This window comes from Bacteroidota bacterium, from assembly GCA_016722565.1.
Taxonomy (GTDB): domain Bacteria; phylum Bacteroidota; class Bacteroidia; order 2-12-FULL-35-15; family 2-12-FULL-35-15; genus 2-12-FULL-35-15.
Window position 1 is genome coordinate 823,642 of the sequence record JADKIU010000002.1, and the last position, 12,641, is coordinate 836,282.

The 12,641-nt window shown below is 37.5% G+C and carries 13 protein-coding genes; 12 read left to right on the forward strand and 1 reads right to left on the reverse strand.

Going from position 1 to position 12,641, the window contains the following annotated elements; genetic code table 11:
- Positions 1-75: 75 nt before the first annotated feature.
- The 10 genes from IPP64_09115 (at position 76) to IPP64_09160 (ending at position 8,221) form a co-directional block, all read left to right on the forward strand.
- Positions 76-465, forward strand: a complete 390-nt coding sequence (locus IPP64_09115; GenBank protein ID MBL0329558.1) for a hypothetical protein — start codon at positions 76-78, stop codon at positions 463-465.
- A 341-nt stretch (positions 466-806) separates the two neighbouring features.
- Positions 807-1,568, forward strand: coding sequence for a tetratricopeptide repeat protein (locus tag IPP64_09120; protein ID MBL0329559.1), 762 nt, complete (start codon positions 807-809; stop codon positions 1,566-1,568).
- Between the two features lie 171 nt (positions 1,569-1,739).
- Positions 1,740-2,390, forward strand: a complete 651-nt coding sequence (locus IPP64_09125) for a ribulose-phosphate 3-epimerase (protein MBL0329560.1) — start codon at positions 1,740-1,742, stop codon at positions 2,388-2,390.
- A gap of 408 nt (positions 2,391-2,798) precedes the next feature.
- The gene (gene crtI, locus IPP64_09130) at positions 2,799-4,274 is read left to right on the forward strand and encodes a phytoene desaturase (GenBank protein ID MBL0329561.1); all 1,476 of its coding nucleotides are present in this window, start codon (positions 2,799-2,801) and stop codon (positions 4,272-4,274) included.
- 142 nt (positions 4,275-4,416) lie between these two features.
- Positions 4,417-5,253, forward strand: a complete 837-nt coding sequence (locus tag IPP64_09135; GenBank protein MBL0329562.1) for a phytoene/squalene synthase family protein — start codon at positions 4,417-4,419, stop codon at positions 5,251-5,253.
- Complete coding sequence (locus tag IPP64_09140) at positions 5,253-5,750, forward strand: hypothetical protein (GenBank protein ID MBL0329563.1); 498 nt, start codon at positions 5,253-5,255, stop codon at positions 5,748-5,750. The genes IPP64_09135 and IPP64_09140 overlap by 1 nt, the downstream gene beginning before the upstream one ends.
- A complete protein-coding gene (locus tag IPP64_09145; protein ID MBL0329564.1) occupies positions 5,751-6,389 on the forward strand; it encodes a carotenoid biosynthesis protein in 639 nt (212 codons plus the stop codon).
- Positions 6,390-7,064 (forward strand): lycopene cyclase domain-containing protein, encoded by a 675-nt coding sequence (locus IPP64_09150; GenBank protein ID MBL0329565.1) that lies wholly within the window; start codon positions 6,390-6,392, stop codon positions 7,062-7,064. It begins immediately after the preceding gene.
- Positions 7,061-7,705: a hypothetical protein gene (locus IPP64_09155; GenBank protein ID MBL0329566.1), complete on the forward strand. Its 645-nt coding sequence runs from the start codon at positions 7,061-7,063 to the stop codon at positions 7,703-7,705. Before IPP64_09150 ends, IPP64_09155 begins: the two co-directional genes overlap by 4 nt.
- Positions 7,706-7,783: 78 nt before the next feature.
- Positions 7,784-8,221, forward strand: a complete 438-nt coding sequence (locus IPP64_09160) for a hypothetical protein (GenBank protein MBL0329567.1) — start codon at positions 7,784-7,786, stop codon at positions 8,219-8,221.
- Between the two features lie 62 nt (positions 8,222-8,283).
- On the opposite strand, the gene crtI (IPP64_09165) is transcribed toward IPP64_09160, so the two are convergent.
- Entirely contained in the window at positions 8,284-9,759 is a 1,476-nt protein-coding gene (gene crtI / locus IPP64_09165; GenBank protein ID MBL0329568.1) for a phytoene desaturase, read from the reverse strand.
- A 330-nt stretch (positions 9,760-10,089) separates the two neighbouring features.
- Here crtI (IPP64_09165) and IPP64_09170 point away from each other — a divergent pair, with 330 nt between their 5' ends.
- Together IPP64_09170 and fabG are read left to right on the forward strand one after the other, a co-directional pair.
- Positions 10,090-11,637 carry an aromatic amino acid lyase gene (locus IPP64_09170; GenBank protein MBL0329569.1) on the forward strand — a complete coding sequence of 516 codons (1,548 nt, stop codon included), beginning with the start codon at positions 10,090-10,092 and terminating at the stop codon, positions 11,635-11,637.
- A 146-nt stretch (positions 11,638-11,783) separates the two neighbouring features.
- Positions 11,784-12,512 carry a 3-oxoacyl-ACP reductase FabG gene (fabG, locus tag IPP64_09175; protein MBL0329570.1) on the forward strand — a complete coding sequence of 243 codons (729 nt, stop codon included), beginning with the start codon at positions 11,784-11,786 and terminating at the stop codon, positions 12,510-12,512.
- Positions 12,513-12,641: the final 129 nt, after the last annotated feature.

Below are 12,641 nucleotides of genomic sequence, written 5' to 3' on the forward strand. Positions count from 1 at the left end.
GCTTGCATAATTCACACAAGAGGAATGCTGGTCTGCATCCCTTTTTTCCGTACTTTTAATCATCAATCCATCACTATGAAACGTTTATTTCTCATCCTTTTATTTATCGCAACATCCATTGGGGTATTCGCGCAAAAAATGGACTGTTCAAAATTCAGAGATGGGAAATTTAAAACGGAAGAAAAATATGGTCTGCCACAAACAACCATCATCCGAAAAGGAGAATTTCAAAAAGAAAAAGTAAAAGGCGAAAGAGGCTATTACGAGTTTATCGTAAAGTGGGTTGACGATTGCACGTATACGCTCACTCCTACTCCAAAAACATTGGCAAAAACACCTACTTCTCCAAAAGATGCGGTGCTCACAGTAACGATTATCGAAGTAAAAGAAAACTCCTATGTACAAACCACATCGTCCAACTACTCTACATTAAAATTGACCTTAGAAATTTTTAAAGTAAAATGAAAAAGCACCTCTATATTTTCGTATTGTTATTCGGATTTCTATCCGGAACGGCAAACGCTCAAACAATCGATACAATAATCAATGTTGGCAATGGACAACAAATGCATTTTACAATCATTAAAGGAACAAATCCTCCTATTCTCTTTGAATCCGGATTAGGCAATGGCGGGGATGTTTGGAAAGGTATTACCAAAGAGATTGCAGAAGTTACAGGTGCAACGGTCATTACCTATGATCGATTGAGTTATGGAGAAAAGCCTGAAAACTATCAGATTGGTTTTGAAAACGAACTAAAGGCATTGGAAACCGGACTTTCAAAACTGGGGTATGCAAATAAAAACATGATGTCGGTTTCACATTCGCTGGGTGGGATGTATCAATCCTATTATGCTTCCCGCCATCCGAAAGAAGTAAAAGCTGCGGTATTCATTGATGATGCGAATGTATGTTCATTAACCGCTTATTTTAAAATGATCAATACACCTCCAGCTAATGATGTCGACAAATACATTGCTGAAATTTTGGAAGTCGTTCGCAAGAACCCAATGCCGGTAAATATTCCATTAATCGATATTGTTGCTGTAGGACATACGGATGAAAATGGAGACATGGATACGGTTTGGCAAAACTGCCATGCACAATTTGTTGCTGCATCACCGGAGCGAAAACTACTATTAGCTTATGGTGTTGGACATGCCATATTTGTTGACAACCCAACACTTGTCATCAATGCCATTATTACGCAGTATGCAAATTATGTTGTCCCAAAACAAAAAGCAATTTTATTAGAAAGAGCAAATACGTTGGCGTTGAAGATGGCAAACGAAAACAAAAAGAATGAGATTAAATGTGGACAATCAGAAGATGATTTAACAACCTGGGGCTACTCCTTTCTTGAAAAGAATGAAACAGAAAAAGCCATTGAAGTCTTTAAATTAAATGTCCTTCTAAATCCCGAAGGCTGGAACACCTACGATTGTTTAGGTGAAGCGTATTTAAAGGCAGGAAAAAAGGATTTAGCCATCTTAAATTATAAAAAATCGCTGGAGCTTAATCCTAAAAATGAGAATGCAACAAAAGTATTGATGGAACTCCAAAAATAGGTTTTAGCACATTTCATTTACATTAGGAAACATCAGCTTTCTCGCTGCTACGACCACTGATGAATGTCAGTTCCCGCCATTCAGATTCTCCGATTTTTCAAACACATTTTTTCGTACTTTTGTACTCATAAAATTACATTTTCCATCAACCATTATACATATTACATTTCTATGAGCCATCTAATTGCCCCTTCCATTCTATCTGCCGATTTTGCCAACATCCAACGCGATGTGGAAATGATTAATAAAAGTGAAGCAGATTGGTTTCATGTGGACATTATGGATGGGATGTTTGTTCCGAACATTTCATTTGGCTTCCCGGTAATCAAAGCCATTAAAAAACATGCTACCAAACCGTTGGACGTGCATTTGATGATCAACGACCCTGACAGATATTTACAAACGTTTAAAGAAGCCGGAGCGGATGTTTTGACCGTTCATTTGGAAGCTTGTAACCATTTGCACAGAACAATTCAGGGGATTAAAGCGTTAGGTATGAAAGCCGGTGTTGCGATTAACCCGCATACCTCTGCTAATTTATTGATGGACATTATTGCAGATATTGATTTAGTATGTGTGATGAGTGTTAATCCAGGGTTTGGCGGACAGAAATTTATTGAAAATACGTATCATAAAATTCAAACATTAAAAGAAATGATTCGTGCCACCAAGTCGAAAGCCTTGATTGAAATTGATGGTGGTGTGGACATGAACAACTATAAAAAACTGATTGAATACGGTGCTGATGTGCTGGTAGCAGGAAATACAGTATTTTCATCGGCTGACCCAAGCAAAACTATTGGGGAGTTGAAGAAAGTATAATCGCCACAGACCTTGCCTACCGGCAGGCAGGTTCACGGATCAAAAATTTGAAAAAATGAATTCATCAGATTAAATCCGCGTAATGCGGATTTATTTTTAGAAAAAGAAACAATTAAATTATTACCCATAGTTTTCATTAAAAATCAGAGTAATTCTTTTAACAAATAAAAAATCTGTGAATCTGTGGCAAAAATTAACAATGTGTCAATAAAACCATTGCAGAATTGAAAAAAGGAGAATCGCCACAGATTCACAGATCAAAAATTAAAAAAATGAATTAATCAGATTAAATCCGCTTAAGCGAATTATTTATTGAAAAGAAATAAAAATAGATCCACCGATTTCATAAAAAAATCATAGAGCTTATTTTAATAAAAAATCTGTGAATCTGTGGCAAAAACCAACACCGTGTCAAAAAAAGTAATCGTAATAGGAGCCGGATTTGCCGGTTTATCAGCCGCCACCACCTTAGCACAACAAGGCTTCGATGTTACCCTTCTTGAAAAAAATAAAGAATTGGGTGGTCGTGCCCGCAAACTGGAAATAGACGGATTTACCTTTGATATGGGTCCAAGCTGGTATTGGATGCCCGATGTTTTTGAAAACTACTTTTCACAATTCAACACTACTGTTGCTCAACAGTACGATTTAATCCGATTAGACCCTTCGTATGCCGTATTCTTCAGCAAGGAAGAAGTGATGCGCATCCCTGCCAACCTCGATGAATTTTATCAACTGTTTGAAAAGCACGAACCGGGAAGCAGCATCCAGCTGAAAAAGTTTCTGGAGGAGGCCAAATACAAATACGAAGTGAGCATGAGCGACTTCGTTCACAAACCGAGCTTGAGTATTTTTGAATTTGTCGACTTACGCATTTTAAACGCTGCACTCAAAATGGATTTGTTTAAATCCATCAGCAAATACATTCACAAACATTTTAAAAATCAACAATTGATTCAATTGTTGGAATTCCCTGTTTTGTTTTTGGGCGCTAAACCCAACGAAACACCGGCTTTGTACAGCATGATGAATTATGCCGACATTGTTTTAGGAACTTGGTATCCAATGGGTGGCATGTTTAAAATTGTGGAAGCAATGGTGAATGTTGCAAAACAGCAAGGTGTGAAAATTAAATCAGGAGAAGTTGTTTCGAAAATAAATGTAGAAAACGGGCGTGCGAAAAGTGTTGTCTCCAATGGCATTACACACGAAGCCGATGTGGTTATTGCATCAGCCGATTATCACCACGTTGAACAAAAACTATTGGAAGAAAAATACCGTAATTACTCTGAGAGTTATTGGAAGTCGCGTAAAATGGCACCTTCCTGCCTGATGTATTATTTAGGCATTGATAAAAAAATTGAAGGATTGGAGCATCATAATTTATTTTTTGATACCCCTTTTGATTTGCATGCAGAAGAAATTTACGACCGACCACAATGGCCAACACAACCACTCTTCTACTCTACTTGCGCCTCCAAAACAGATCGCACGGTAGCACCCGAGGGAAAAGAAAATTTAGTACTTTTAATACCGATAGCAGTCGATATCGAAGATACCGAAGCCATTCGCGAAAAGTATTTTAATATCATGATGGACCGGTTGGAGCATTTAACCGGACAATCCATCAAACAACATGTGATTGTAAAAAAGAGTTATGCCATCAACGACTTTAAAGCAGATTACAACTCGTTTGGCGGTAATGCTTATGGATTGGCAAATATTTTAAAACAAACAGCGATTTTAAAACCATCGCTAAAGAATAAAAAGGTACAGAATTTGTATTACGCGGGGCAATTAACCGTTCCGGGGCCGGGAGTGCCACCGAGTATTATTTCGGGACAAGTGGCAGCGAGTGAAGTGATTAAGTTACTAGGTGACTAGGTGACTAGGTAACTAAGTGACTAAGTAATTAGGTGATTGTTCATTAGAAACGTCATTGCGAGTCACGCTTTTTAGCGTGATGTGGCAATCTCAATTAAAAAGGAAACTGGGTTAGATTGAAAGAAAAAAAGTAATAAAGAAAATGAATTTATACAACGAAGTCTCTTACAAATGCAGCAAGCTGGTTACCAACAGCTACAGCACTTCCTTTTCCTTAGGGGTAAGTTTGTTGCATAAAGATTTTGTGTTGCCGATACATGCCATTTATGGTTTTGTACGTTTTGCCGATGAAATTGTAGATAGTTTCCATACGAGCGACAAACGCGCTTTGCTCGATCGTTTTACGAAAGATACACACGATGCCATCAAGGACAAGATCAGCTTGAATCCGATTTTACAGAGCTTTCAGGATACCGTTAACAAATACAACATCGACATCGAACTTATCAATACATTTCTGAGAAGTATGGAAATGGATTTGGATAAAAACGCTTATAACCAAGCGGGTTATGAAGAATACATTTTAGGTTCAGCAGAAGTAGTTGGCTTGATGTGTTTGAAAATATTTGTAGAAGGAGACGAAAAAGAATACCAACGTTTAAAGCACGATGCGATGAAATTGGGTTCTGCATTTCAGAAAATCAATTTCCTGCGCGACTTAAAAGCCGATGTGCATACCTTGGGCAGAGCCTATTTCCCGGGATTCGACCCCAACAATTTTAATGCAGCAACTAAAAAAGAAATTGAAGCGGATATCCAAAAAGATTTCGATGCCGGCTTAAGAGGCATCAAAGAACTTCCGCGCAAAGCCCGATTGGGTGTTTATTTGGCGTACATCTATTACATCTCCTTATTCAAAAAAATACAAAATACACCACCCGAAAAAGTAATGCATTCTCGTATCCGTATTTCGGATTCAAAAAAATACATGCTGTTTATGGGCTCGTATTTTAAGCATCAACTCAACATCATTAAATAATGAAGCAGCTGATCTTTCTCTTTTTATTTTTTATTGGCACCACTACCTTCGCACAAACCATCACTACAGATGCGCTTAGAAGAAGTTACCAGCAAGTGAGCACCGACAGCGCAACCTGTGCTAAACTCTATAAAAAAATTTCCTCGTCTACCGATTCCGATAATATACAAATAGCCTATCGCGGAGCCATCACCGCCTCCATGGCCAATCATTCGAAAGATAAAAAGGAGAAACTAAATTTATTCAACACCGGCAAAAAGTTGTTAGAACAATCCATTGCGAGCGATAGCGCCAACATCGAAACGCGTTTTTTACGCTTCACCATTCAATGCAACGCTCCCAAAGCATTGAACTATAACAAGCAGTTGAAAGCCGACAAAGACTTTATTATAAAGCAGTATACAAACGTTAGCAACCTCGCTGTAAAACGCATGATTTCCTCTTTTGCCCAACAATGCAGTGCCTTATCTGAAACCGAAAAACAAAAACTGAAATAAATGACGAGCGAACAAAAAGATAAACGCCTTTTTGTAGCTACAATCATTCTTGTAGTTTTTCATGCTGTTGGAATTATCGGTATCCAGTCCGATTACAAAGCATTGTTTTTAATGTGTACGCCTTTCAACTTATTATTAAGCATTGGTTTGTTATTCTGGAACCATACCGACTACTCTAAATCGTTTTACATTTTTGTATTGCTCACCTTTTTAACCGGCTATTTTATTGAAGTAGCAGGAGTAAAAACCGGAATCATATTCGGACAGTATGCCTATGGCAAAACCTTAGGATTTAAACTCCTGGATGTGCCTATAATCATTGGCGTTAATTGGCTCATGCTCATTTACTGTATCGGTGTTATTTCCAACAAACTTCAGGTTTCGGCATTGGTAAAAAGTATTTTTGGAGCAGCGGCATTAACCACCCTCGACTTTTTTATTGAAGCGGTTGCCATCCGATACGATTTTTGGAAATGGGCGAACTACACACCACCCGTTCAAAATTTTGTTGCTTGGTTCATTGTTTCATTTGTATTGTTATTTCTATTTCATTCGCTTTCATTCAACAAAACAAACAAATTGGCGCAAGGATTATTTTTAATACAATTGGTCTTTTTTATCCTCTTATCGGTTTTGTAAATGCAGTATTACTACTTACTCATATTAGCCTTTACCCTCTCCTACCCGCTTTTCAAAAGTTTTGAAACGAAGATTCAATTCTACAAAAAGTGGTATGCGTTAATGCCGGCCATCACCATTGCAGCCGTACTATTTATTGCCTGGGACATTTGGTTTACAAGCATGGGCATGTGGTATTTCAACCACAACTATGTTACAGGAATGTTTCTTGTCAATCTTCCCATTGAAGAATGGTTGTTCTTTTTTATCACACCATTTTCTTGTGTATTTATTTATGAAGTATTGAACTATTTCATCAAACAAAATGTATTCGCCAAATCCTCCAAACTGATTTCGAGCATCCTGATTATTGGTTTGTTTGCCATTGCATTTTTGAACATCGAAAAAATGTATACCGCCTTTACATTTATCGCGTTGGCATCCTTTCTGATTTACCATCAATTCATTAATAAATCAGCGTATTTGCCACGATTTTACCTTACCTGGCTCATTTGTATGATTCCTTTCCTCATTGTGAATGGATTACTTACAGCAATTCCAATTATTACCTATAACAAACTGCACATCTTAAATATTCGTATATACACCATACCGATTGAAGACATGTTCTACGGAATGCTCAACATTCTTTTGGTGATTAGTATTTATGAATATTTAAAACAAAGAAAAAAATGAAATACGAAGTATTCACACATCCATTAAAAAGTCAATTCATCACGTGTAAACGAATTATCCCACTCTTTTTTTTAATTATAATGTCTAACCTACTCTTTTCTCAGGCTCCTACTTCCTCCGAACTTTACAATTTTAACGCATCCAGAAACAAAACAACCACCCGCGGCTTACAATTTTTAGGTGGGTTGGCTGTTGCAAACATGGGCGTGAGCGGTTATATGTATTACAACACCAAAGGCGTTGAAAAATCCTTCCACGAAATGAATGTGATGTGGAATGGGGTGAATACGGTTATCGCTGTTGTGAGTCTCTTGCCGAAAGATAGAAACGATTTGAATCTGGCAAAAACACTGAGCTGGCAAAGCAATACTGAAGCCACATACATTGGAGCAGCAGCATTGGACTTATTGTATTCAACAGCCGGACTCTATCTCACCGAACGCGCCAAGAATGATTTTGCGCAACACGACCGATTCAAAGGCTGGGGAAATTCATTGATATACAATGGTGGTGTATTATTTTTATTTGACACTGGCATGTATATTGCACATAAACGCAACGGAAAAAAATTAAATAAAATGATGGATAAAATTAATATTTCAACAGGTGGTGCAGGCATAAAACTCACCTTGCACATTTAGTTTTATTTAATATCTTTATTGTAAGAAACAAAAACAGAAAACAGCTTTCATATTTAACGCAATCAAATACAAAAACAAATGAATAAAAAAATCATCGGATTACTTGGATTAGCAATTGCTTTGAGCACAACAGCTGTTGCGCAAACAGCAACAACTGGAGCAGCAAAACCGAAAACTGCTGCAGCACCAAAATTAACAGACAAAGATATTTTGATGTGTGATAAAAACTGGCAAGTGGTATCCGTTGAAGAATGGGGTGTGGTAACAAAACCACCTGCAGAAATCAACAAAACCGACATGTTGAAATTAACACAAGATGGAAAGTTTGAGCTCATCATGTTTGGAAAGAAAAAATCGGGTACATGGACAAAATCCGGACAAAATATTTATTTCACGGATACTGAAACAAAAACAAAATTTTATTACAAAGTGATCGTTGCGGAAGCCGGGAAACTAAAAGTGGATCATTACAGCGATGAGCAAGGGCATTCGATATTTGAGTACGAGGTAAAATAAGTTCAACGTTGAAAAGTCCAAAGTTGGAAAGTTTTTAAGTTCAACTTTCAACGTTGGACTTTTTAACTTGGGACTAATCCCGTAGTAATCTTCGCACTCAACAAACACAGCGGAATACTTGGTCCGGGATGCACACTTCCACCGCAGAAATACAATCCTTTAATTTCTTTTGCAAAATTTGCATGACGCATAAATGCAGCGAACTTATTGTTGGATGCGTTTCCATAAATCGCTCCAAACGCACTTGATGTGCGAGCTTCCACCACACGCGGATCTAAAATCAACTCACACTCAATCATCGGACGAATATCTGTTTTCAACAAACGATTCACTTTTTTAATCATGGCCTCACGTGCTTGATTGACCAATGCATCCCAATCTTGTCCGCTATTGTTGGGTGTATTGATGAATGCAAACCAGTTTTCACAACACGGAGGCGCATCTGTAGGTGTATGTTTAGAAGTGATGTTCACATAAATAGTTGGATCGTCATACACCGTTTTTTTAGAAAAGATGGAATCAAATTCTTCTTCATAGTTTTTACCAAACAGAATGTTATGCAATCCCAATTCTTTAAAATTGTGTTTGATGCCCCAATAAAAGATAATGCCGGAAGAGGATTTCGGCTGATTTAATGTTTTGGCTGGCTTCTTGGCATTCGGTAAAAGTTTTTGATAACTGTTATACACATCCATGTTGCTGATCACCACATCAAAATTAAAATTACCGTTATCTGTTCTTACTCCTTTCACCTTTTGGTTCTCGGTAAGTATTTCACGAACCGGAGTTGAAAAATGAAAGGTGACACCAATATCCTTAGCGAGTTTCACGAGCGATTCGGTGATGCTATACATACCACCAATCGGATAAAACGCACCTTTTTCGATTTCCACATGCGAAATCACATTCAAGGTAGCAGGCGCCAAATAAGGGCTAGAGCCATTGTAAGTGGAATACCGATTTAAAATCTGCACCAATTTCGGATCTTTAAATGCTTTTTGATTCGCGCCATTCATCGTATCGAACGCACCAATTTTTCCGAAGTTCAACAAACCTTTCACCACTCTTTTGGTCATGAAATTTTTGAACTTATGTAAGGAATTATGAAGGAACACTTCCGCAGTCAACTCATACATCTCCTCCGTTTTATTCAAATACTTTAGAATATCATCTTTTGAATCGCTCATTTTTTCTGCCATCTTCTCGGCATACTTTTCTTTGCCATGATAACCATCTACAATGGTTCCATCTTCAAAAAAATAGCGGTAAACCGGATCTAACGGAATGTAATTAAAATGTTCGCGGGGATTTTTTCCGGAAAGTAAAAACAATTCATCCACGTATTCCGGCATGGTGAAAACAGAAGGTCCCATATCAAAACGATATCCTTTGTTGGATTCGGAAGATAATTTTCCACCCGGAAATGCATTTGCTTCATAAACGGTTACAGCAAATCCTTTGTTTCGCATGCGGATAGCAGCAGCAATGCCGGATATTCCGGCACCAATAACAGCACATGATTTTATTGTTTGATTCATTTAATTGAGCTTCAAAAGTACAGGATTTTTCTCTATGAACAATGATACATAGGAACGCAGATTTTTTATGATTTTTATGTTTTTAAAATTATGATTTAAAAAGGAAAAATTTTATGATATTTATCATTATGTCTAGTTACAAATAGATACAGCATAATTTATCTGCAAAACAATTCACAAAAAAATCATAATTTACCATAACCATCTTAATTAATCAGTGTTCCTAACTGGATGCCGATAAACATTCTCAATAAAACTTTGTATATAAGTTAGAAAGGACTATTTTTGCTTTCCTTTTTTTAAGGACAACTAATTTGCACTTAATCGAATATGATTCACATTGGAAAACAGCCGTTAACGGCAAACGATTTTTACAAAATACTATATACGGGAGAACAAATAGAACTTGATGCTGCAGCGCTTGCAAAAGTGAATGAAAGCCACGAATTCTTAAAATCATTTTCCAAAAACAAACTCATTTATGGGATCAATACCGGTTTTGGGCCCATGGCACAATACAAAATAAGTGAGCAAAATCAACTCGACCTGCAATACAACTTGATACGCAGTCACTGTACCGGTGCGGGGAACAAGCTTTCTGACATCAATGTAAAATCGGCTATGATTTGCCGATTGAGTTCCTTGATGCAAGGTTATTCCGGAATCAATTCGGAAGTCGTGATTTTATTAAAAGACCTCATCAACAAAAACGTTTATCCACAGATATTTGAACACGGTGGTGTGGGAGCCAGCGGAGATTTAGTGCAATTGGCACATTTGGCATTGAATTTAATCGGAGAAGGAGAAGTCACTTACAAAGGTGAATTGCGCCCTACGGCTGATGTTTACAAAGAAGTGGGTGTAAAACCCATCACCGTTCATTTGCGTGAAGGCTTGGCCTTGATTAACGGAACATCAGTAATGACAGGCATTGCAATGGTTAATTTATTGCATGCAAAACAATTATTAAACTGGGGTGTTTCTTCTTCCATGTTAATTATCGAAATGGTTGAATCGTATAGCGACCATTTTTCAAAAGAATTGCACAGCGTAAAACCACATATCGGACAACGTGCCATTGCCAATGCCATGAACAATGCCATGAGCAGCAGTTTGTTAATTCGCAAGCGTGAAGAACATTTGTTCGACAACGACAAACATGCGGAAGTAGATGTGTTTAAAGAAAAGGTACAAGAATATTATTCCATTCGTTGTGTTCCACAAATATTAGGTCCGGTTTGGGATACCATCATTTACAGTCAAACGGTTTTAGAGAATGAAGTCAATTCGGTAAACGACAATCCGATTATCGATAAAGCGAACAACAACATTTTTCATGGCGGAAATTTCCACGGTGATTATGTTGCGTTGGAAATGGATAAATTAAAAATTGCAATCACGAAGTTGACAATGCTTGCAGAGCGTCAGTTGAACTTTTTGATGAATGATAAATTGAATGGAAAATTGCCTCCGTTTGTGAATCTTGGAAAATTAGGATTGAATTTAGGAATGCAGGCCGCACAATTTACAGCGACATCCACCACTGCAGAAAATCAAATGTTGTCGAATCCGATGTATATTCATAGCATTCCAAACAACAACGACAATCAAGACATTGTAAGTATGGGAACCAATGCAGCAACCATTACAGCGAAAGTGATTGAAAATGCGTATCAAGTGTTGGCGATTGAATTATTGAGTGCTGTACAGGCAGTGGATGCATTAAAATTTGAGAAAAAATTATCGACTGAAGGACAAAACACTTACAAACAAATTCGTGCAATTGTTCCGCGTTTTGAAGATGATACGATTCTTTACAAGAAACTATTGAAAGTGAAAGAACATTTGCAAGCAACGAATACAGCATTGGTAAATTAAAATACGTCAGTTCGATTATTTCTGAAGCGAAAGCGAAAGAAATGGTTCGAGAACAGATTGTTTATATAACATTTCTCGATACATCACGCAAAAAGGCGTGACACTCGAAATGACAACAAAAAAAAAAAATCAACAACTAAAAAATTATGAAATACGCATTAGTAACAGGAGGTTCAAGAGGAATTGGTCGTGCAATTTGTGTAAAACTTGCAGAAGCAGGTCATTACGTAATTATTAACTACACCTCTAAGCAAGACGAAGCAGAAAACACATTAAAAATGGTTCGTGAAAAAGGTGCAGATGGAGAGATCATGAAATTTGATGTTGCTAATCAAGCAGATGTTGATGCTGTTTTAGGTGGATGGATTGAGAAAAACCCGGATAAAACAATCGAGATATTAGTAAACAATGCAGGTATCCGCAAAGATCAATTGTTGATGTGGATGAGCAATGCAGAATGGAATGGCGTAATGGACATCAGCCTAGGCGGCTGGTACAATGTTACCCGCTTAATCATCAAAGGGATGTTGGTAAAAAAATACGGACGCGTGGTGAGTGTTGTTTCTTTGTCCGGATTAAAAGGATTACCGGGTCAAACCAACTATTCTGCCGCAAAAGCAGCTGTAATTGGTGCAACTAAAGCATTATCTCAGGAAGTTGGAAGAAGAGGCGTAACGGCAAATTGTGTTGCTCCCGGATTCATCAAAACGGACATGACAGAAGGAATCAACGAAAAAGACTATAAACAATTAATTCCTTTAAATCGTTTTGGAACAGCTGAAGAAGTTGCCGATGCTGTTGACTTTTTAGCTTCTGAAAAGGCCTCCTATATCACCGGACAAGTTTTGTCCATCAATGGTGGTTTATACAGCTAAAATCAATTTTTTATTCCCATCCGTACCAGCACGGATAAACGTTACGCGGTAGCACTGATTTTTAAGCATTTGCCTAAAAATACATGTTGGTACATTCAAAAAATTGACTATTTTTGACTTCTTTTTTGA